Genomic DNA, 20826 nt, shown 5'->3' with positions numbered 1-20826 from the left:
GTCCCATTTTAATATTGAGTGCTTTTTCCCTAACTGAGGCAGCCAGATAGCCAATAAAGGCAACCAACGTAGTAGACGTTAACAGGCCATTGGATCACCGCTAGTCGATTAGCCCGCTGCCTCGCCCTTATCACCTGCCGCAGAGCTTTCATCTGCAGGCGACAAGCAAAGGAGGATGCCCCATCTTAAATTCTGATCTTTTACTCTCCCGGCGCACCCAAAGAGGTGCGCTTTCTATTTGTGACAAGTCAATTCGCTCACTCGGGGCTCCTACTACCACAGGTATAAATTCTCACTTTGTCCCTTTTTTAATTGACAGAGTATTGAGCAGGGCTTAATTTGAAGGCTATGAAAATGAACACCCAAGCTTTTTTTACTTTCTTTTTTATTCCACCCTTCTAGGGAGGCGGAATTTCGGTGTAAAAACGAAAGTAAAAATTCCAAGGCCTCCCATTATGGGGGGCTTTTTTATTTGCATGAGTAATCGAGAAGCGTTCAACGACAGAGGACAGCATGACCAAACCACATCCCCTTAGCCATACCCGGGAACAGATCACCGCACTCGACAATGAACTACTGGCACTGCTGGCCAAACGACGGGCACTGAGTCTTGATGTCGCACGCAGCAAAGAGGTCGATATTCGCCCGATACGCGACACCCAGAGAGAGAAAGAACTGCTGGCCCGCCTGGTTAAGCAGGGACGCGAGCAGGGACTCGATGCCCACTATGTCCTCTCTCTCTATCAGAGCATCATCGAAGACTCAGTATTAAACCAGCAGGCCTACCTGCAGGGCCGTGCCAATCCAGACTTTCAGAAGCAGCAATACAACATCGCCTATCTGGGCGCCCGCGGCTCCTACTCCTATCTCGCCGCTACCCGCTACTGCGAACGTCGTCAGGTAGGCATGCAGGATCTGGGTTGCAAGAGCTTCGATGAGATAGTGCAGGCGGTGGAATCCGGTCATGCGGACTACGGCTTCCTGCCGATCGAAAACACCTCCTCAGGCTCGATCAACGAAGTCTATGACGTGCTGCAACACACCAGCCTGGCCATCGTCGGCGAGACCACCATAGAGGTAGGCCATTGCCTACTGGCCAAGCCGGGCACCAACGTTAAGCAGATCAAGACCATCTATGCCCATCCGCAACCCATCAGTCAGTGCAGTCGCTACCTGAGCCAACATGGCGAGTTCAAACTGGAATACTGCTCCAGCAGCGCCGAGGCCATGGAGCGGGTACTCGAGGCCGACGACAACAGCGTCGCCGCCATCGGCAGCGTCGAAGGGGGCGCCCTGTATCAACTCGAGGCTGTTGAGCGCGAGCTGGCCAACCAAAAGATCAACCAGAGCCGCTTCATAGTGGTGGCAAGAAAGGCGATTGCGGTGCCCGAGCAGCTGCCGGCCAAGACAACTCTCATCATGGCCACGGGACAGAAGCCCGGCGCCCTGGTTGAAGCCCTGCTTATCCTAAAGGCCCATGATCTCAACATGAGCAAGCTCGAATCCCGCCCTATTCCAGGCACGCCATGGGAAGAGATGTTCTATCTGGATCTCGACGCGAATCTAGCAAGCAACGAGATGCAGCAGGCATTGAAGGAGCTTGAACGGATCACCCGCTTTATCAAGGTGCTGGGCTGCTACCCTTGCGAAACCGTCAACCCCACCCAGCTAAGCAACAGTCAGCTGATGATTGAGCCCACCACCAGCCGCGAGGCGGACCAACAGGCCAAAGAGAAACAGGACGCCAAACACCAGCGTCATAGCCTGGCCGAACATCCTCAGGTCACTAGTGTCATCTGCAGACAGTTACAGCTAGGCGACGGTCAGTTTGGCGCCATCGCCCAACTGGCACTGACCCAAGAGTCTGGCCACTACGGCCAGCTGGCGAAACAGATAAAGGAAGCGGGTTTCCAGGCAGTGACCGTCAGCGAGCTAAACGCCAACCCCATGGCCAATCGCCAACTGAGTGAGATGCGCAGAGCCCTGAACCAGTTTGATCTCGCCTGTATCGTCGCCATCGAAAATGAGAGCGAGCTCCCTCTGGCCTGTGATCACGCCGACATGCTGCTGATCAGCGGCAAGCAGATGCACAATCGCGATCTGCTTGAACAGGTGGGTGCGCTGCACATGCCGGTGATCTTAGAGCGCAACACCATGGCCAGCCTGGATGAGTGGCTGGGCGCCGCCGAGGTCATCTTAGCTGCGGGCAATCAACAGTTGGCCCTGAGTGAAGCCGGCATCAGGACCTTCAACGAGCAGCAGCGGCCAACCTTAGATCTCTCGGGACTGATCAGCCTCAAGGAGAGAAGCCACCTGCCGGTACTGCTCAACACCCGCTACGCCTGTCAGCAAGAGGAACTTGCCAGCCAGGCGGGCGCGGCCAAGGCGCTCAAGGCCGATGGTCTCGTACTGGGGCTGAGCGACCCACAGCAACTTAAGGCCCATAGCGACATTCTTGCCCGTCTCTACCGCGGCTAGTCACTTGTGTCATAACAAGAGCTGCTAAGTCATAAAAAAAAGAGGACCAGAGGTCCTCTTTTTTTTGCCGATAAGCTTAAATCGCCAGGCCATCCACCAGATTCATCCAACCTTTGATGGTGCGATGACAAAACCACAAGAGCGCCAGCAGTGACAGACTCACGGCCATCCAGCCTTGAGGCACTAAGTAGGCCAGCAATAATAGCGAAAACAGAGAGATAATCGACCAACGCTGCCAACGTATGTGAGAATAGAGCAGGCTACTCATCTTATCCCCCTTCTGCCCGAGACTGATCACCAAGGCAAACAGGGGCGGCAATAACAGCAGCGGAAAAGCCGACATCAAGGCATACAGGAGATGGCCAAGACTATGGTCGTCTAAAACGACAGGCTGTGACGTAGTCGATACCATAAAGGGCGCTCCACACAAATTCCACACAGGGGATAAAGAGTGAACCAGATGCCATACTGCGCCTAGTCCTTATCATTAACCATACTGTGTCATCGTCTTTTGCGCAAATCTTGCGATCGATTTATCCCATCGCAACAATTTTGCTGGCAGAGTGCCAAACTGTCTGCGCTGGCAATAGCGCCTCAGCCAAAAGAGATGCCGAAAAACTGGCGAGGTCCTTGATGAAAATCCTCGCCTTTGCCAGCCAATACCTCTTATCCAGCCAACACCTCTTATGCCAAAGAGAGGGTCACATCAGACTTTAATCGCGTCGAGCAGGCGAGAATAAAGCCCTGCGCTACCTCGGCCGGCGTCAGCGTCATCTCACTGCAGGACTCTGTCTCGCCGCTTAGCACCTGACACTTACAGGCGCCGCAGACCCCTGAGCGACAGGCGGCGATAATGGGCAACCCTTTCGCCTCTATCCCCTCCAGTACCGTCTGCTCTCCAGTGAGCGGCGTAGACAGCTCACCAATTTGCAGCATGAAGGGAGTAGAACCCGCAACCTCGTCCAACCCTTCTACTTGCTGTGAAGACGCAGAGGACGGCACGCCGAAGCTCTCCTGATGATAACGACTCATGTCAAACCCAGCATCTTGCAACATTGCCTTCACCGCCTGCATATAGGGCTCTGGGCCACAGACGAACACTGTGCGATCAAGATAATCGGGCACGGCCTTCGCGAGCATCTCCAAGTTTAATCTGCCCTCGAAACTAGCACAGGCCTCGAGTAACTCGCCCGACTCCAAGCTGCAGTGCAGCGCCATATTGGGATGACGCTGGGCCATCTTCAGCAGCGCCTCATGAAAAATGAGATCTTCCTTGGCCTTAGCGCTGTGCACGAAGGCGATATCACTGCCCACCTGAGTGTCCGTCAGCCAACGCGACATGGAATACATGGGGGTAATACCACTGCCGGCGCTTAAGAAGAGATAGCGACTGGCGGGAATATCGATCAGATTAAAGGCGCCAGCCGGGCCGCTGACGTTGACGCTGTGCCCCGCCTTGAGGTTATCGATTAGGTAATTGGACACCCGCCCGCCAGGAATACGCTTGATGGTTACCACTAGGGAATAGGGGCGCGAAGGCGACGAAGAGATGGTATAGCTGCGGGCGACCCGCTCTCCCTGAATATCCAGCAGGAAGGTGATGAACTGACCCGGCTTAAAATGAAACTTAACCGGCTGCGCCCCTTGAAAGCGAAAGCTGGTCACATCATGGGTTTCCTGCCAGCGCTCGACACAAACAAGCCTAGTCTCGCCTGCTTGCCAGTTGGGTGATAGATAATCTTGTTGATTCATGGGTGACTTACCAAAAAAGAAAAAACGCCCACGGCAGTACCGTGGACGTTTGGGGGCGTTTTAGGCAACGTTTAAGATGGCGTTAAGATCTTGCTCCACCGTGGTGGTAGAACGCAGGCCAAACTTGTCTTCTAGCACCTTAAGCAGGTTTGGCGTCAAGAAGGCTGGCGCGCTAGGGCCTGTGCGTATGTTCTTCACCCCCAGTGACAATAGGGTCAGCAGGATAACGATCGCCTTCTGCTCAAACCAGGAAAGCACCAGGCTCAGCGGCAGTTCGTTGATCTCGCACTCGAACACCTCAGACAGGGCGATCGCCAGCTGAATCGCCGAGTAGGCATCGTTGCACTGACCGATATCCAGCAAGCGTGGAATGCCGTTGATATCACCGAAGGCTAGCTTGTTAAACTTATACTTACCACAGCCTAAGGTCATGATGATGGAGTCCTTTGGCGCCGCCTTGGCGATGTCGGTAAAGTAGCTGCGCTCGGCCTTGTCACCGTCACAACCACCGACCAGGAAGAAGTGCTTGATGGCACCACTCTTCACATTCTCCACAACGGCAGGCGCGGCGGCCATTAACGCATTGCGAGCGAAACCTATGGTGATGTGATGGGGGATCTCATCATAGGCGAAGCCCTCAAGGGATAAGGCCTTATCGATCACCGCAGAGAAGTCATCCCCCACGATATGGGTCACGCCCGGCCAACCCACTATGCTGCGGGTAAAGATACGGTCGGCGTAGTCGCCCACATTAGGATCGATAATACAGTTAGAGGTCATCACCACCGCACCAGGGAAGTTGGCGAACTCTTTCTGTTGGTTTTGCCACGCACTGCCGTAGTTGCCTACCAGGTGTGGATACTTCTTCAATTCGGGATAGGCCAGCGCCGGTAGCATCTCGCCGTGGGTGAAGACGTTGATCCCCTTACCCTCGGTCTGCTTAAGAATAAGCTCGAGATCTTTCATGTCGTGGCCCGACACCAGAATCGCCTTGCCCTTCACCGCAACCGTGTTGACCTGAGTAGGCTCCGGATGACCGAAGGCCTGAGTCTCGCCATCATCGAGCATGGCCATCACGCGATAGTTCAGCTGACCTATCTCCATCGCGGTGGCAAACAGCTTGTCGGCATCGACAGAATCTGAGCCCAAGAAGGCCATGATCTCATGAAACTTAGCCGCCACCTCAGCGTCAGTTTGATCCAGCACACGGGCATGCTCCATGTAGGCGGCCGCGCCTTTAAGACCATAGAGACAGAGCAGACGCAGGCCCATGATATCCTCGTTGACCTCCTCTTTGCCGCGATTAGGTAGCGCCTGAGCGGCCTGGGCCAACATATCTTCTTTCACGCTGGCGAGTACTAGGCTGGCGGCGGGGATCAGTGTCTCAACAGGCTGCCCCTGTGCCTTACAAGCCGCCTCATAGGCCGCCTGAAGCTGGGCGCGGTAGACATAGGCCTGCTGGGTATAGGCCATGATGCGCTCGTCATCGAAGTTCACATTGGTCAGGGTAGCGAAGAACGCCTTAGGCACGAAGGTGTCGATGGCCGGGTCAATGATGCCGAAGGCGCGCGCCTTCTCGGCATAGGCAGATACGCCTTGTAAGATATAAATCAGCAGATCTTGCAGATCTGAGGTGGCCGCTAGTTTGCCACACATGCCTTGGGAATAACTACAACCATTGCCGGCAGGGGTACGAATGGTTTGCTCACACTGAATACAAAACACAATACTGCTCCTTTATTTAATCATGCTTTTTCTTTGCATGTTTTAAGCGGAGTCTACTGTGGTAAACACAGGCACAAAAGTGAAACTTGCGAGCAATGTGAGAAACTATGAAGCGGATCAAATTAGCTCATGCGAAACTAAACTGTTAAAAAATATCGTAAAACAATTTAAAACAGCAAGTTATCCTTTAAATAGGCCCAAAAGAAAGACGGCGCCCTAAGTGTCAATCACTCGGACGCCGCCAGGGAGTTTTAATCTAGGGAAGGTGCGGACAAGTCGTCGCACAGCTCTGGCTTTGATAGCAGCGACAGTTCAAGGCATTCAACTGAAAGCATGCCGAGGCCTGCTGAAGTTGAATAACGCCGAAATGGTGTTGCTATCAAAGCCCCGCAGGGCGAGGCTTACAGCGGTATTTGCTGCGTTACAGTTCTTGCGAAGGACTAGGGCCATTCGCTGCAAACTGTGCCTTGCATCTATCCACTTTAAGCACACGCAGAGCAAGCACGGGACTTATTCGCACCTTCCCTAGGTTAGCAATTAACCTGTCTTCATATCATTAACCGACTGCAACATGGCCCGGCTCTCGCGCTGGAACTGAGGTGCAAAATCCCCAAACCAGGCCGCCACCTCCTCGAACTCGCGAATGAAACCTTGCCTGTCGCCTCGTTTCAGGAGTTCAAGCGCCTGGGCATAGTTATCTAGGTAATCCCCTATTGCGGTCAGGCTCTCCTGTTGGGCGAAGATGATATCGGCATAGAGTTCGGGACTCTGGGCAAACAGGCGCCCGACCATCGCCAGCTCCAGCCGGTAGATGGGCGAACTGAACTGCAATAGATTGTCGATATCCGCCGCCTCACGATAGAGGTTCAGACCGTAGACGAAGGAGGAGAAGTGGCGCATCGCCTGCACCAGCTGCATCGCCTTGTCGTGCTGCTTAGCATCGGCCTCGACCAGGCGAGCGCCCCAGATCCCTATCTGTTCCAGCAACCATTCGTACTGCTCACGGCCGCGGCCATGACACACCACAACCACCTGCTTGGCCAGGCTGCCCACATCCGGGCCGAACATGGGGTGCAGACCCACTACCGGGCCCTGATGGCTGGCGAGCATCGCTTCAAGCGGCTTCTCTTTGATGGAGGTGAGATCGGCCAGGATGCATCTGCTCGGCAGGCTGGTAAGCTTGTCGCGAATCAGCTCACAGGTGATGCTAATGGGTACAGTGACTATCACCATCCCTGCCCCGTCAAATATCGCCTCGGCCTGCTGCCAGTCGTCTTTATCAAGAGATTTCACCTGATAGCCGGACAGACTCAGCATCTGCGCAAACAGGCCGCCAAGCTTGCCCTGACCACCGACGATCACCACATGTCCCAGATCTGTCTTCACCTGCTTGAAACCGACGTCCTTCTCGTTGAGATAGGACTCGCGCATCAGGCGGCGCAGAATATCTTCGATCAGCTGGGGCGAGACATTCATCTTGGCCGCCTCTTCCCGGCGCTTGGCCAACATGGAGGCCTCGCGCTGAGGCGCGTAGATGGGCACACCGGCCGCATGCTTGACCCCGCCCACCTGGGCCACGAGATCCAAGCGTTTACGCAGCAGATGCAGCAGCTGTTGATCGACGCTGTCGATATGCTCTCTTAGTTTTTCCAGTTCGTTAGTGGTTTTCTCACTCATTTGCGCGTGTTCCATCAGGCATTGACCGCCTTGAGCATAGCAAATCTGCCTGGTAAAACCGATGCCAATTGTGCCGCCCCCTGACGTAGAAGATCTTCCGTGGTCTGCCAGTCGATGCAGGCATCGGTTACCGACACCCCGTAGGCCAACTCACTCATCGGCTTGTCGCTGCTCTGATTGCCTTCGTTCAAATGACTCTCCAGCATGACGCCTATGATCGACTTATTACCGTTGGCAATCTGATCAAACACATCCTGACAGACGCTCGGCTGGCGGGTGTGATCTTTACTCGAGTTACCGTGGCTGCAATCCACCACCAAGCGGGCGTTAAGCTTGGCCGCATGCAGCTGCTGCTCACACTCGGCCACGCTCGAAGCGTCATAGTTAGGAGTCTTGCCGCCGCGCAGGATCACGTGACCATCTGGGTTACCCGCGGTCTGTAGCAGCGCTACCTGACCCGCCTGGTTGATCCCCATAAATCTGTGGCTGCTGGCCGCCGATTGCAGCGCGTTGATCGCGACACCTAACTTGCCGTCTGTACCATTCTTGAAGCCGACCGGCATAGAGAGTCCCGAGGCCATCTCCCTGTGAGTCTGAGATTCTGTGGTGCGCGCGCCGATAGCCGACCAGGTGACCAGCTCAGAGATGTATTGCGGGCTGATAGGATCCAGCGCCTCGGTGGCCACCGGCAGTCCCAGCTCCGCCAGCCAGATCATCAATTCGCGCGCCTGACGCAGGCCTTTCTCGACATCGAAAGACTCATCCATATCGGGATCGTTGATCATCCCCTTCCAGCCCACTGTGGTACGTGGCTTCTCGAAGTAGACCCGCATCAGGATATAGAACTCATCTTTAAGCTCATCGTGTAGCGTCTTAAGGCGCAGCGCGTACTCTTTGGCCGAGGCGATGTCGTGGATAGAACAGGGGCCGCTGACCACCAGCACGCGGTTATCACGCTTATGGACTATGTCCGATACGGTGCGGCGCGCGTTAAGCACATAATGATAGGCGGCAGTCGACAGGGGCAGTTGTTGTTTTAACTCTTCCGGGGTCACCAGCACCTTCTCCGAGCTGATGTGAACATTATTAATCGTGTCTTGCTGCATACCTGTCACCAACCTAGTGTGTTTTCTCATACCTAAAATGCAATATCGTAATGGTACACCATTACACCTGTGAACTAACTATGCCTGCTGCATAAATTTAGATCAAGCATAAATTTGCTTTTCAAGCAGAATTCACGATCGAAGCGGTAAAAGCCTCATTGAGCGCTGGCTGAAAAGAGAGATTTTGTCACTAGAGTGGATTTACCAAGAGAGGTTTAGCCAAGTGGGGTCAGCCAGGCAAGAGAATAGGAAAAGGGAAAAGGGAAAAGGGAAAAGGGAAAAGGGAAAATGCACAAGGCTATGCTAAAGATGACAGCGCCCCCATTAGTGAACGCCTAAAAACAAAAACCCGCCATAAGGCGGGTCATTGTGCGAACACTGCATCTTTTTTTACGTTTTAGCGAGTGCTTACTTAGCAAGCTTCTCGCGGATACGTGCAGACTTACCTGAACGCTCACGTAGGTAGTAAAGCTTAGCACGACGAACACGGCCGCGACGCTTAACTTCGATGCTAGAGATGAGCGGGCTGTGAGTTTGAAACGCACGCTCAACACCTTCGCCATTAGAGATCTTACGTACAGTGAATGCAGAGTGCAGACCACGGTTACGCTTAGCGATAACAACACCTTCGAACGCCTGTAGACGCTCTTTACCGCCTTCAACAACACGTACTTTTACAACTACTGTGTCACCTGCACCAAATTCTGGTACGTCTTGCTTCATTTGCTCATCGTTGAGCATTTTAATGATGTTATTCATGAATAAACTCCATACTAGTAATAACTGACCACTTTTACTCGCCTGCTTGGGCGGTATTAACAAACTCGGCTAATAGCTTGGTTTGTTCATCAGTCAGAGCTAGATTTTCAAATAATTCTGGTCGCCGCAGTAAAGTTCTTCCGAGACTCTGCTGCAATCGCCAGCGTCTAATATTTTCGTGGTTGCCGCTAAGCAATACCGTCGGTACATCAATACCATCTAGGCTTTCGGGGCGAGTATAGTGGGGACAATCCAGTAATCCGTCAGAGAAGGAGTCCTGCTCTGCCGACGCTTGTTTACCTAGCACGCCAGGAACCAAACGAGAGACCGAATCGATCAGGGTCATCGCTGGGAGTTCACCGCCCGAGAGCACGTAATCTCCAATCGACCACTCTTCGTCCACTTCCGTTTGAATAATGCGTTCATCGATACCTTCGTAGCGACCACACACTAAAATCAAACGCTCCGATTTAGCTAACTCTTCGACGCCCTGCTGTGTCAGCTTACGTCCCTGAGGAGAAAGATAAATCACCTTAGCCTTATCACCCGCAGCGGCTTTCGCTGCATGGATGGCATCACGTAGAGGCTGCACCATCATCAACATGCCAGGTCCGCCGCCGTAAGGCCTATCGTCCACTGTTCTATGTTTATCATGGGTGAAATCTCTGGGATTCCACGTTTGCAACTCTAACAAACCGTTACTTACGGCCCGACCCGTTACACCAAAGTCTGTTACGGCACGAAACATCTCTGGAAACAGGGTTACTACCCCTAACCACATCTGCTGCCCCTTGACTTAGAAGTCCGGATCCCAATCCACTAAAATTTGTTTTTCCGCCAGATTCACCTCTAGGATGAACTGCTCGGTAACAAAAGGAATCATACGTTCCGTTTTGCCAAAGCCATCTTTCGCGTTGGCCTTCACAAGCAGCACGTCGTTCGATCCTGTTTCCACGATCTGGTCGACCTTGCCCATCTTGTAGCCTTTAGTATTCACCACCTCACAGCCGATAAGATCACGCCAGTAGAATTCATCTTCCGGCAGTGCCTTCATCGCCTCGGCGGGAATGGCAATCTCACAGTTAGTGAGCATTTGCGCTTGGTCTCGAGTGGTTACGCCTTCAAGGGCGGCGATAATCGCCTTACCTTGGTAGCGCCACTGTGCAACCTTGACTTCGCGCCATTCGCCTTGCTCTTTAATCAACCAAGGTGAATAGTCAAAAATATCTTCGACAGAATCGGTATAGCTAGTGATCTTCAACCAACCTTTAATGCCGTGACTAGCGCCTAATTTGCCTAGTACGACAGGTTCTTGGTGACTACTCATCAATCTATACCTAAACGCTATTAAGCAGCAGCTTTACGAGCGTCTTTGATCAGTTTCGCTACACGATCAGTAGTAGCAGCACCGTTAGCAACCCAGTGTTCTACACGTTCAAGATCTAAGCGAAGAGCTTCTTCTTGACCACGAGCAACAGGGTTGAAGAAGCCAACACGTTCGATGAAACGACCGTCACGAGCGTTACGGCTATCAGCAACAACGATGTTATAAAATGGACGCTTTTTTGCGCCGCCTCGAGCTAAACGAATGGTAACCATGCGTCTTTTATCCTCTAATGATTTGCTTCGTTCTGAAGCAAAAATAAAAACTGGAACCCCGTGTTCGCGAAGAGTCCCAGATAGAAAGCCGCACGATTCTACCTGAACCGGCGACAAATGCAACGTTTTTCACGCAAAAATAGTAAGCCCACTAAGGGCTGAAAACCCTTAATGGACTTAGCTAAATCTATACAAAGTCAGACGATTAACGTCCCGGCATCTTCATCCCGGGAGGCAGCATACCGCTCATGCCGCGCATCATCTTCTTCATGCCACCTTTGCCGGACATCTTCTTCATCATCTTCTGCATCTGAGTGAACTGCTTAAGCAGACGATTGACGTCCTGGATCTGGGTACCTGAACCCATGGCAATACGACGCTTACGAGAACCCTTGATGATCTCTGGACGCTTACGCTCGCCTGGGGTCATAGAGTTAATAATAGCCTCCATTTGTCCCGTTAGCTTGCCGTCCTGCACCTGAGCCAAGGCTTCTGGAGGAAGTTGACCGACACCGGGCAGCTTTTCGAGCATGTTCATCATGCCGCCCATGTTCTTCATCTGTTGCAGCTGTTCACGGAAGTCTTCTAGGTCGAAGCTACCACCTTGCTTGACCTTAGAGGCCAGCTTCATCGCCTTCTCTTTGTCGACGCCGCGCTCAACCTCTTCGATCAAGGAAAGCACATCGCCCATACCCAGAATGCGCGAGGCAACACGGTCCGGATGGAAAGGCTCGAGCGCATCTGTCTTCTCGCCCACACCCAGGAACTTAATCGGCTTGCCGGTAATATGGCGAATCGACAGCGCCGCACCACCGCGAGCGTCACCGTCGACCTTAGTCAGTACCACGCCGGTCAGCGGCAAGGCTTCGTTGAAGGCCTTGGCGGTGTTAGCCGCATCCTGACCTGTCATGGCATCGACCACAAACAGGGTTTCTACCGGTTTGACCGCGGCGTGTAGCGCCTTGATCTCGTCCATCATGCTCTCATCGACGTGCAGACGACCCGCGGTATCGACGATCACCACATCGATAAACTTGAGCTTGGCGTGGGCCATGGCCGCATCGACGATCTCGATAGGCTTTTGCGAAACATCCGATGGGAAGAACTCGACCTCGACCTCATTGGCCAAGGTTTCCAGCTGCTTGATCGCCGCCGGACGATAAACGTCGGCGCTGACCACCAATACAGATTTCTTCTGTCTTTCACGCAGGAACTTAGACAGCTTGGCGACACTTGTGGTCTTACCCGCACCTTGCAGACCGGCCATCATGATCACCGCTGGCGGCTGCGCCGAGAGGTTTAGCGCCTCGTTGGCTTCGCCCATGGCATTTTCGAGCTCACTCTGGACGATCTTGATGAAGGCCTGGCCTGGACTCAGGCTCTTGGTGACCTCTTGGCCTACGGCGCGCTCTTTAACGCTATTAACAAAGGCGCGTACAACGGGCAAGGCGACGTCGGCTTCCAGCAGCGCCATGCGCACTTCGCGTAACGTTTCTTTAATATTGTCTTCTGTAAGGCGACCACGACCACTAATATTTTTCAGGGTGCGTGATAATCTGTCGGTGAGGTTCTCAAACATTATCGCGTTCTTTACCGTTTAGAATTTACATGGTTGGGGCAGTATTATAGCGATGCGCAGATATTATGCTACCGCACAGCGTAAGTTATGGCTTAGGCAAGTTATCTGCTGTAGGGTAAAAATGTCAAAACTTAGGAGTAACGCTCAGAAAGTGCTAATTTTTGTGTGTAAAGCCTCTGCCCAAAATAGCATCCATCGTGTTATTCTAACGATCAACTAAGGATAAAAACTCGACCGCCTCGCGCTGGTCGATGACCACAAGAAAGCTCACATAACGATAGGTTAATTTTCGATGGTGATTTTTTCGGCTTCAGCCATTTTCTTCTACAGTATCGCACTCGTCTTGGTCGTCAGCCGACTGTTTCATGCCGATGGTCCAAACCGTAAAGCCGTAGCCGCCTTCGCCGCCGTGGCCGTGGTGCTTCATGCCGCCGCCCTGTCTCAGGCCATCTTCACCGGTGACGGTCAAAACTTTAGCCTGACCAATGTGATCTCCATGGTGAACTGGATCATCTCATTCACCTTCACCATCTTGATGTTCCGCCTCAAGGTGATCGTGGTCGTGCCTGTGGTCTACGCCTGCTCCGTCATCTCTGTGGCCCTATTGTGGCTATTACCGCCTAAATATATCACCCACTTCGAGCTTTACCCCGAGGTGCTGGCCCACGTGGTACTGTCGCTGATGGCCTATAGTGCCCTGATGATAGCCGCGCTTTATGCCATCCAACTGGCCATGATTCAAAACAAGCTGAAGAAAAAGCAGCTGATGCTGAGCCCGGCGATACCGCCGCTGATGACGGTAGAGAAGCAACTCTATCATCTGGTGATCATCGGCGTGGTGCTCTTGAGTCTGTCGCTGGCGACCGGCTTTATCTTCCTCGATGATATGTTTGCCGACGGCCAGGGCCATAAGGCGATCCTCTCTATCATGGCTTGGTTTACCTATATCGCCATGCTGGCACAGCAGTATTGGGTAGGTTGTAAGATCCGCACCGCTGTGGCCTACACCCTGACTGGCGCAACCCTGCTGTCACTGGCCTACTTCGGCGCCCGCATCGTCAAAGAGTTGATCCTGCAATAGGCCTGACCCCCTAAATTCCGCTCAATTCACCTAGGTCAAGATGGACGAAAGTGCGACCTAGGTGAACTTGACTCACAGCCCAAATCGCTGTATTTACTTAATCTTAACGCTATTCTTACTCATCAACGCCAAAGTGGGGCCACTGATTGGAAGCTATATCCACCAGCGTACTTGTCATCATCCTGTTCGTACTCATCATCATCTCCGCCTATTTTTCCGGCTCAGAAACCGCCATGATGTCGCTCAATCGCTATCGCTTGCGTCATCTGGCCAACAATGGCCATAAGGGCGCGAAACGCGCCATTAGATTGCTAGAACGCCCAGACAGACTGATCGGCTTGATTCTGATTGGCAACAACCTGGTGAACATCCTCGCTTCGGCCATAGCCACCATATTGGGGATTCGCTTGTTTGGTGATGTTGGGGTGGCCATCGCCACGGGTGTGCTCACTCTGGTGGTATTAGTCTTTGCCGAGGTGACGCCAAAAACTGTGGCCGCCCTGCACCCTGAGCGTATCGCCTTTCCGTCCAGCGTACTGCTCAAAGCCCTGTTGGTGGTGCTCTCCCCCCTGGTGAAGATAGTTAACTTTATCACGTCCACCTTCCTGCGCCTGCTGGGCATCCGCTCGGTGAAGGCCGATGACGCCTTGAGCCAGGAGGAGCTGCGCACAGTTGTGCACGAGGCCGGCGCCCTGATCCCCCAGCGCCACCAGGAGATGCTGCTCTCTATCATGGATCTGGAAAAAGTCACGGTAGAAGACATCATGATCCCGCGCTCGGATCTCTACGCCATCAACGTTAACGACGACTTTAGCCGCATCAATAAGCAGGTGATTCAGAGCCCGCACACCCGGGTTTTGCTCTACCGGGATAACATAGACGATGCCGTCGGCTTTGTTCACCTAAGAGATGCCCTGCGCCTGCAATCCAAGCAGCAGTTTAGTAAGTCATCCCTGCTGCGGGCGGTAAAAGAGATCTACTTCATCCCCGAGGGGACTCCCCTCAACGTGCAGCTGGCGAACTTCCAGCAGAACAAGGAACGTATCGGCTTAGTAGTAGACGAGTATGGGGATATTCAGGGGTTGGTAACGCTGGAAGATATTCTCGAGGAAATAGTCGGCGACTTTACCACCTCTATGATCACCACGCCTAGCGAAGATATCAACCAGCAGCAAGATGGCAGCTTCCTCATCGACGCCACCATCAACATCCGCGATCTCAACAAGGAGATGGACTGGCACTTCCCCATCGATGGACCTAAGACGCTCAACGGTCTGATCCTTGAGTATCTCGAGGAGATCCCCGAGCCTAACACCTCGATGCGTCTCTCAGGCTATCCACTTGAGGTAGTCGAGGTGGCCGACAACATGGTGAAGACGGTGCGGGTCATGCCCCAGCACTACAAGGCGCCCAAAGGCAGTCGCAACTAATCCTCACCATTGCTCAAAAAAGGCGCTCTAAGGCGCCTTTTTGTTATCCTATATCGACCACTCATTCACTAGCTCTTAGTCTTAGTCGCATGGGTCAGGGCCCGGCGCTTATCTCTTGCCAATGGGGTGATCGCCTCGTCTAAGTCGCGCTCTAATCCAAGCATGAAGTAAAGCTCGGCCATCAGGAAGAAGGGGCCGATCAACAGCTGGTTAAGATCGTCAATAAAGGCCGGCTTAGCCTTCTCATACTTGTGGCCGATCAGCTGGAAGATCCAGCCAATCACGAACACGCCGATGGCGATGGGCCAGGCCTGTTCCATCCGCGATACCAAGAAGGAGGTGTAAAGCACGGGCAGAATAAATAGCATCAGCCCCAGCGCCAGTTTGGCATGCAGCGCAAAGTAATAGAGCAAGACGCCGCAGGCAAACAGCACGGCCACATTGAGTTCAAACCCTGTGGAGCCAAAGCTATACAGGCTAAAGGGGATGGTGTTTAACATCACGAAGGCCGACCAGATGATCAGCGGGATACCGACAAAGTGGGTCTTGATGTTAGTGGGGTTGAGGTGAACACTCTTGTAGGTGGATAACTGCTCGATCGCAGATTTCATGGCTCGGCTCCATCGTCTTTTTATCTTGCGAGACCAAAGCCAGCCCTATCTTGGCAACCGCCATTAAGGTAATTAGGCTAAGTTTGACGCTCGTCTCAGTTAGCCTAACCTAAAACATTTTATTAACATATGCCAGTGCAATGCATCGACACAAAGCGCCGAAAACGAAATTAAAACAGCCTGTATTTCTGAACCTTAGCGCAGATGGGACTAATGAACAGCCAGTTAAACAGCAGCTGCATTACCCCATCTATCAAGGCCAATAGCTAGTTTGACTCGAGGATCACGGTCGCCGTGGCATAGTGTTTCTCATCGGCAATGGAGAGATGGGCACGGCTGCCGCCCAACAGACTCAGCCGCTCGGCCGCACCGCCTTGAAAGGCGATAAGCGGCGCACCGTTAGCATCGTTACTGATCTCGATATGCTGGAAGGAGACACCGCGTCCAATGCCGGTACCCAGAGCCTTGGCGGCCGCCTCTTTGGCGGCAAAACGCTTAGCCAAATAGCGACCGGGTTGGGAGGAAGCCAAGAATATTGCCATCTCGGTTTGGGTCAACACACGCTTGGCCAGCGGACACTTGGCCAGCGCCACTTCATCTCCCGCCGCAGGCACCTTGTCGGCGACGCGCGCGATCTCGACAATATCAGTCCCTAAACCAACAATCATACGCTCTTCCCTACCCGCAACGACATGATATCAACCCCGATGCTCAGACGACTACTGACCGCTGCGACCTTCGACCATCAGCTGCTTCATGTCACGCACCGCCTTGTCCAAGCCATCGATAGCTGCGCGGGCGATGATGGCATGACCGATATTAAGCTCATATAGCTCAGGAATGGCCGCGATAGGCTTCACATTGTGATAATGAAGACCATGGCCCGCGTTGACCACCAGCCCCTTGCCGTGGGCATAAGTTGCCATCTGGGTAATGCGTGCCAGCTCCTTGGCTTGCTCGACATCTGTCTCGGCGTCGGCATAGCAACCTGTGTGTAGCTCGATAACCGGCGCGCCTACGGCGACGGTGGCGTCGATCTGCACAGGATCGGCATCGATAAACAGCGACACCTTGATACCCAGGGCTGTTAAACGATCGACCGCGGCGCGGATCTTCTCCTGCTGGCCCGCCACATCCAGGCCGCCTTCTGTGGTCAGCTCTTCACGCTTCTCAGGTACCAAACAAACATAGGCAGGCTTCACCTCACAGGCGATATCCAACATTTCGTCGGTCACCGCCATCTCGAAGTTCATGCGCGTCTTGATAGTCTTGGCCAGCAGGTAGATGTCTCTGTCGCAGATATGACGTCTGTCTTCACGCAGATGCACGGTAATGCCCTCGGCGCCGGCATGCTCGGCAACGGCTGCGGCATGGACAGGATCCGGGTAACTGGTCCCACGGGCCTGACGTAAGGTGGCAATGTGATCAATATTAACGCCTAGATGAATACGGCTCATGGAAAGTCCTTAAGTGTAGAGTGTCGCGATTGGAATTTTGTGCCTATTTTACTAAAGCTTAAGGGAAGGCCACAAGGGAAACACCCGATGAATGTGCGCAACTCTCTACTGCTAACATGGATGGGGAGCTACTTGCTGTAACTCGATGGCCTGTTGCCCTTTAAAAACAGCGCCCGCGACTTAAGCGGCTTGTCCCCAAGCAGCGGCGACAGTAACTGCCTCATCAGCAGCTTAGCCTGTTTAAAGTCGGCCTCTGCCAGCCTGTCTTCCTCCAGGGCGCGCAGCATCTCGCCGCTAAAATGGTTTGGCTTGGGGCCGAGCGCCGTACTAAAGCCCTCTTCGGACAACAGGCGATAGTAGAAATCGGTCTCTATAGGACTACCTTCGATATCCAGATTCAGCGATGGCATCACCCCAAGCTCCTTGAGCAGCGAAAGCTCAAACTGTCTGAGCTGCGCCTCGCTAAAGGCGGCGGCCATGGCCATCAGTGTCTTATGATAGGTAAAGAAGAACTGCTCGGCGCCATGCTCTACCGACAAGCAGCGTACCAACAACTCGTTAAGATACAGACCCGCAAAGCTATCACTGCCGCTCAGGGGCACTGCCGGACTGGCGGCCTCTACCTGATACAGGCTCTTGAGGCTGCTTCGCCCCGATAGCTGAAACAGCAGGGGCTGAAAGGGTTGCAGTATGCTCTTTATCGAGGTCTTGCCACTGCCCAGGCGCGCGACGGCATCGACCCTGCCCAGGCCGTCGACCAACAGATTGACCAGCACGCTCGACTCCCGATAGGGACGGGTGTGCAGTACATATCCCCTGTGCATTGCCCGCTTCCTTAATCCCTGTTTACCAAAAACAATGCCGACAAAAAAGCCGAGATAACCACAACGTTAGCGTGACTACCTCGGCTTAACATTAATCTGTCGACTTAGCTCTCGCCGTAGCCTAATGAGCGCAGGGCGCGCTCATCATCGGCCCAGCCAGACTTAACCTTGACCCAGACCTCGAGGAAGACCTTGTTATCGAACAGGACCTCCATATCTTGACGGGCTTGGGTGGCAATGGTGCGAATACGTTCACCCTTGTTGCCGATCACCATACGCTTCTGGGTCTCGCGCTCCACCAAGATCAAGGCATTGATCTGATAGACGCCGTTTTCCATCATCTTAAACTGCTCTATCTCTACCGTGGCATCGTAGGGCAGCTCGTCGCCGAGGAAACGCATCAGCTTTTCGCGCACTATCTCAGAGGCCATAAACTTCTGAGAACGGTCGGTGACATAATCCTCGGGGAAGTAGTGCGGCGACTCTGGTACCGACTCTAAGGCCAGCTCCATGATGCGCTGCACATTGGTGCCATGGGTTGCCGAGATAGGCAAGATCTCATCAAATTCAAACTTGGCCGCCAGGGTCTGCAGATGCGGGAACAGCGCCTCTTTGTCCTTGATGTTATCCACCTTGTTGATGGCCAGAATCGTCTTGCGGCCATCGTCACGGTTATGAAGCTTCTTCAGCACCATCTCATCGTCGGCGGTCCAGTTAAGACCATCGACCACGAATACCACCAGGCTAACCTCGGCCAAAGAGCTGGACGCCGCGCGATTCATCAGACGGTTGATGGCGCGCTTCTCTTCGATATGCAGACCTGGGGTATCGATAAACACCACCTGACGCGGGCCATCGGTGTGAATGCCCATGATGCGGTGACGCGTGGTCTGCGGCTTCTTAGAGGTGATAGAGATCTTCTGACCCAGTAGCTTATTCAGCAGGGTCGACTTACCGACGTTAGGGCGGCCGACGATGGCCACCATGCCGCAGTAGGTCACCTCATATTGGCTACCACTGCGGCCGCTGTTCATCCTCGCCAGCAGCTCGTCTAGACTCGGCTCTTGTGCGCCTTCAGGCTGCTCGGGTTTGTTACTCATTTCTTAATACGCTCCAACACTTCTGCTGCGGCAATCTGCTCCGCCTTTCTGCGGGAATTGGCCACGCCGATAACGGCTTCTTTTAGCTGCTCCACCTTACACTCCACGGTGAAGGTTTGCGCATGGGCTTCGCCGCTGATGTTCACCACTGTATAGACAGGGAGCGGCTGCTTAAATCCCTGCAGGTGCTCCTGCAGCAGGGTCTTGGGATCTTTCTGATTGACCGGCTCGATCACCGCTAGACGGCTCTTATACCAGTTTAGTACTAAAGTGCGACAGGTCTCGATGTCGGCATCCAGATAGATGGCACCTATGATCGCCTCCATGGCATCGGCCAGGATAGACTCACGGCGAAAACCACCGCTCTTGAGCTCACCAGGGCCCAGCTTGAGATAATCGCCGAGCTTAAACTCCTTGGCGATCTCCGCCAGCATCTTGCCGCATACGAGCGTCGCGCGCATCCGGCTCAGGTCACCCTCGGTCGCCTTAGGAAACTGATGATACAAGGCGTCAGAGATGACGATAGAGAGAATAGAGTCGCCTAAAAACTCCAGTCTTTCGTTATGCTTGCTCGCCGCACTGCGGTGAGTTAACGCCTGCTCCAGCAGTGCGATCTGCTGAAATTGATAACCTAATATTCTACCCAAACGCGGTAGATTCTTAATGGGTTCCATCTACACAATTCCGCCTACACGGTTAAAGCGTACGCCTGTCGGTACCCAAGTTGGTAAAAAGTCCGACGGCTTGCGCTCAAATTCAAAACTAATCCAGATCGCTACCGCCTTGCCGACCAGGTTGGCTTCGGGCACGAAGCCCCAGAAGCGTGAGTCTGTGCTATTGTCGCGGTTGTCACCCATCATGAAATACTGACCTTCAGGCACGACAAACTCACCCACCGCCAAATTCCCCTCGCGGAAATAGTAAGAGGTCGGCTCGCCGCGTCCTGGGTTGATCAGGATATCGTGGGTCACATCGCCCAGCTGCTCCTTGTAGCGCAGCAGCGGGATATTATCCTGGGTAAATTCGCCCTGATTGACACCGGCGCGCTCTATCTTCTCAAGCTTAGGACACTCGCTCTGTCCCTTTGGGCAGGCTTTCTGAATATAGAGGTCCTTGTTGCGATAGACGATGCGATCCCCCGGCAGGCCGATGACTCGCTTGATGTAGTCGATCTGCGGGTTTTCTGGGTATTTAAATACCGCCACGTCGCCGCGCTGTGGCTTGCCTGTTTCGATAAGCTTGCTACGCCACACAGGATCTTTCAGCCCATAACTAAACTTCTCTACCAGGATGAAGTCGCCCACCAGCAAGGTTGGCATCATAGATCCTGAAGGAATCTGAAAAGGCTCGTAGATAAAAGAGCGTAGGATCAACACGAAAGCGATAACCGGAAAAATAGAACGCGAGGTCTCCACTATGGCAGACTCACGCACGATTTTTTCGGCGCTCTCTTCGCTAATCTCCTGGTTGGCCGCCTGGGCCATGGCCAGCTTCTGCTGACGCTTGGGGGCTAAGACTAAGGCATCGAACATCCAGATCAGGCCGCTGCCTAGGGTCACCAAGACCAGAATAAGGGAAAAATAAGCTGCCATACGCTAACTAACTCCTGAAAAATGCTCCAGCAAAATAAGGGGGATATCGCCTGCCT

Annotated in this window: 20 protein-coding genes and 1 other annotated feature; of the genes, 3 read left to right on the top strand and 17 right to left on the bottom strand. The window is 53.5% G+C overall.

Going from position 1 to position 20826, the window contains the following annotated elements; translation table 11 throughout:
- The first annotated feature begins 350 nt into the window (after positions 1–350).
- Positions 351–473: a sequence feature (Phe leader region), on the top strand.
- Positions 474–513: 40 nt separating this feature from the next.
- On the top strand, positions 514–2478 hold the full coding sequence (locus AYI87_RS08240; RefSeq protein ID WP_144201130.1) for a chorismate mutase: 1965 nt from the start codon (positions 514–516) through the stop codon (positions 2476–2478).
- Between the two features lie 76 nt (positions 2479–2554).
- Here the strand turns inward: AYI87_RS08240 and AYI87_RS08235 are convergent, their stop codons facing one another.
- The 10 genes from AYI87_RS08235 to ffh form a co-directional block, all read right to left on the bottom strand.
- Positions 2555–2890, bottom strand: a complete 336-nt coding sequence (locus AYI87_RS08235) for a hypothetical protein (RefSeq protein ID WP_144201128.1) — start codon at positions 2888–2890, stop codon at positions 2555–2557.
- Between the two features lie 272 nt (positions 2891–3162).
- The gene (locus AYI87_RS08230; protein WP_144201127.1) at positions 3163–4230 is read right to left on the bottom strand and encodes a hybrid-cluster NAD(P)-dependent oxidoreductase; all 1068 of its coding nucleotides are present in this window, start codon (positions 4228–4230) and stop codon (positions 3163–3165) included.
- Between the two features lie 60 nt (positions 4231–4290).
- Positions 4291–5955 (bottom strand): hydroxylamine reductase, encoded by a 1665-nt coding sequence (gene hcp, locus AYI87_RS08225; RefSeq protein WP_144201125.1) that lies wholly within the window; start codon positions 5953–5955, stop codon positions 4291–4293.
- A 537-nt stretch (positions 5956–6492) separates the two neighbouring features.
- Positions 6493–7632, bottom strand: a complete 1140-nt coding sequence (gene tyrA, locus AYI87_RS08220; protein WP_144201123.1) for a bifunctional chorismate mutase/prephenate dehydrogenase — start codon at positions 7630–7632, stop codon at positions 6493–6495.
- Positions 7633–7646: 14 nt separating this feature from the next.
- Positions 7647–8738: a 3-deoxy-7-phosphoheptulonate synthase gene (locus tag AYI87_RS08215; RefSeq protein ID WP_011864871.1), complete on the bottom strand. Its 1092-nt coding sequence runs from the start codon at positions 8736–8738 to the stop codon at positions 7647–7649.
- Positions 8739–9146: 408 nt separating this feature from the next.
- Positions 9147–9497 (bottom strand): 50S ribosomal protein L19, encoded by a 351-nt coding sequence (gene rplS / locus AYI87_RS08210; protein WP_011864870.1) that lies wholly within the window; start codon positions 9495–9497, stop codon positions 9147–9149.
- A 34-nt stretch (positions 9498–9531) separates the two neighbouring features.
- A complete protein-coding gene (gene trmD, locus AYI87_RS08205; protein WP_144201121.1) occupies positions 9532–10278 on the bottom strand; it encodes a tRNA (guanosine(37)-N1)-methyltransferase TrmD in 747 nt (248 codons plus the stop codon).
- A gap of 15 nt (positions 10279–10293) precedes the next feature.
- Positions 10294–10824 carry a ribosome maturation factor RimM gene (gene rimM, locus AYI87_RS08200; protein WP_011864868.1) on the bottom strand — a complete coding sequence of 177 codons (531 nt, stop codon included), beginning with the start codon at positions 10822–10824 and terminating at the stop codon, positions 10294–10296.
- A gap of 20 nt (positions 10825–10844) precedes the next feature.
- Positions 10845–11096 (bottom strand): 30S ribosomal protein S16, encoded by a 252-nt coding sequence (gene rpsP, locus AYI87_RS08195; RefSeq protein ID WP_144201119.1) that lies wholly within the window; start codon positions 11094–11096, stop codon positions 10845–10847.
- Positions 11097–11301: 205 nt separating this feature from the next.
- Entirely contained in the window at positions 11302–12675 is a 1374-nt protein-coding gene (gene ffh, locus AYI87_RS08190) for a signal recognition particle protein (protein ID WP_144201117.1), read from the bottom strand.
- Between the two features lie 292 nt (positions 12676–12967).
- Here ffh and AYI87_RS08185 point away from each other — a divergent pair, with 292 nt between their 5' ends.
- Together AYI87_RS08185 and AYI87_RS08180 are read left to right on the top strand one after the other, a co-directional pair.
- On the top strand, positions 12968–13756 hold the full coding sequence (locus tag AYI87_RS08185) for an inner membrane protein YpjD (protein WP_144201115.1): 789 nt from the start codon (positions 12968–12970) through the stop codon (positions 13754–13756).
- A gap of 146 nt (positions 13757–13902) precedes the next feature.
- Positions 13903–15186 (top strand): HlyC/CorC family transporter, encoded by a 1284-nt coding sequence (locus AYI87_RS08180; protein ID WP_144201113.1) that lies wholly within the window; start codon positions 13903–13905, stop codon positions 15184–15186.
- A 68-nt stretch (positions 15187–15254) separates the two neighbouring features.
- On the opposite strand, the gene AYI87_RS08175 is transcribed toward AYI87_RS08180, so the two are convergent.
- The 7 genes from AYI87_RS08175 to lepB all read right to left on the bottom strand — a co-directional run bounded on the left by AYI87_RS08175 (position 15255) and on the right by lepB (position 20770).
- Positions 15255–15797, bottom strand: coding sequence for a DUF962 domain-containing protein (locus AYI87_RS08175; protein WP_144201111.1), 543 nt, complete (start codon positions 15795–15797; stop codon positions 15255–15257).
- Positions 15798–16063: 266 nt separating this feature from the next.
- On the bottom strand, positions 16064–16465 hold the full coding sequence (gene acpS, locus AYI87_RS08170) for a holo-ACP synthase (protein ID WP_144201109.1): 402 nt from the start codon (positions 16463–16465) through the stop codon (positions 16064–16066).
- Positions 16466–16516: 51 nt separating this feature from the next.
- Positions 16517–17254 carry a pyridoxine 5'-phosphate synthase gene (gene pdxJ, locus AYI87_RS08165; RefSeq protein ID WP_144201107.1) on the bottom strand — a complete coding sequence of 246 codons (738 nt, stop codon included), beginning with the start codon at positions 17252–17254 and terminating at the stop codon, positions 16517–16519.
- A 128-nt stretch (positions 17255–17382) separates the two neighbouring features.
- Positions 17383–18078: a DNA repair protein RecO gene (recO, locus tag AYI87_RS08160; RefSeq protein ID WP_144201105.1), complete on the bottom strand. Its 696-nt coding sequence runs from the start codon at positions 18076–18078 to the stop codon at positions 17383–17385.
- A gap of 104 nt (positions 18079–18182) precedes the next feature.
- Positions 18183–19178 (bottom strand): GTPase Era, encoded by a 996-nt coding sequence (gene era, locus AYI87_RS08155; RefSeq protein ID WP_011864859.1) that lies wholly within the window; start codon positions 19176–19178, stop codon positions 18183–18185.
- Positions 19175–19852, bottom strand: coding sequence for a ribonuclease III (gene rnc / locus AYI87_RS08150; protein WP_011864858.1), 678 nt, complete (start codon positions 19850–19852; stop codon positions 19175–19177). Before rnc ends, era begins: the two co-directional genes overlap by 4 nt.
- Positions 19853–20770: a signal peptidase I gene (gene lepB, locus AYI87_RS08145; RefSeq protein WP_144201103.1), complete on the bottom strand. Its 918-nt coding sequence runs from the start codon at positions 20768–20770 to the stop codon at positions 19853–19855. It lies immediately after the preceding gene.
- Positions 20771–20826: the final 56 nt, after the last annotated feature.

This window comes from Shewanella sp. KCT (assembly GCF_007636505.1).
Taxonomy (GTDB): Bacteria; Pseudomonadota; Gammaproteobacteria; order Enterobacterales; family Shewanellaceae; genus Shewanella; species Shewanella halotolerans.
This window is presented reverse-complemented; position numbering and strand designations above follow the sequence as displayed.

Bases quoted from the DNA above. Each gene is read 5' to 3' on its own strand.
- AYI87_RS08240 (WP_144201130.1), top strand. From the start codon at position 514: ATGACCAAACCACATCCCCTTAGCCATACCCGGGAACAGATCACCGCA.
- AYI87_RS08235 (WP_144201128.1), bottom strand. From the start codon at position 2,890: ATGGTATCGACTACGTCACAGCCTGTCGTTTTAGACGACCATAGTCTT.
- AYI87_RS08230 (WP_144201127.1), bottom strand. From the start codon at position 4,230: ATGAATCAACAAGATTATCTATCACCCAACTGGCAAGCAGGCGAGACT.
- tyrA (WP_144201123.1), bottom strand. From the start codon at position 7,632: ATGAGTGAGAAAACCACTAACGAACTGGAAAAACTAAGAGAGCATATC.
- AYI87_RS08215 (WP_011864871.1), bottom strand. From the start codon at position 8,738: ATGCAGCAAGACACGATTAATAATGTTCACATCAGCTCGGAGAAGGTG.
- rplS (WP_011864870.1), bottom strand. From the start codon at position 9,497: ATGAATAACATCATTAAAATGCTCAACGATGAGCAAATGAAGCAAGAC.
- trmD (WP_144201121.1), bottom strand. From the start codon at position 10,278: ATGTGGTTAGGGGTAGTAACCCTGTTTCCAGAGATGTTTCGTGCCGTA.
- rimM (WP_011864868.1), bottom strand. From the start codon at position 10,824: ATGAGTAGTCACCAAGAACCTGTCGTACTAGGCAAATTAGGCGCTAGT.
- rpsP (WP_144201119.1), bottom strand. From the start codon at position 11,096: ATGGTTACCATTCGTTTAGCTCGAGGCGGCGCAAAAAAGCGTCCATTT.
- ffh (WP_144201117.1), bottom strand. From the start codon at position 12,675: ATGTTTGAGAACCTCACCGACAGATTATCACGCACCCTGAAAAATATT.
- AYI87_RS08185 (WP_144201115.1), top strand. From the start codon at position 12,968: ATGGTGATTTTTTCGGCTTCAGCCATTTTCTTCTACAGTATCGCACTC.
- AYI87_RS08175 (WP_144201111.1), bottom strand. From the start codon at position 15,797: ATGAAATCTGCGATCGAGCAGTTATCCACCTACAAGAGTGTTCACCTC.
- acpS (WP_144201109.1), bottom strand. From the start codon at position 16,465: ATGATTGTTGGTTTAGGGACTGATATTGTCGAGATCGCGCGCGTCGCC.
- pdxJ (WP_144201107.1), bottom strand. From the start codon at position 17,254: ATGAGCCGTATTCATCTAGGCGTTAATATTGATCACATTGCCACCTTA.
- recO (WP_144201105.1), bottom strand. From the start codon at position 18,078: ATGCACAGGGGATATGTACTGCACACCCGTCCCTATCGGGAGTCGAGC.
- era (WP_011864859.1), bottom strand. From the start codon at position 19,178: ATGAGTAACAAACCCGAGCAGCCTGAAGGCGCACAAGAGCCGAGTCTA.
- rnc (WP_011864858.1), bottom strand. From the start codon at position 19,852: ATGGAACCCATTAAGAATCTACCGCGTTTGGGTAGAATATTAGGTTAT.
- lepB (WP_144201103.1), bottom strand. From the start codon at position 20,770: ATGGCAGCTTATTTTTCCCTTATTCTGGTCTTGGTGACCCTAGGCAGC.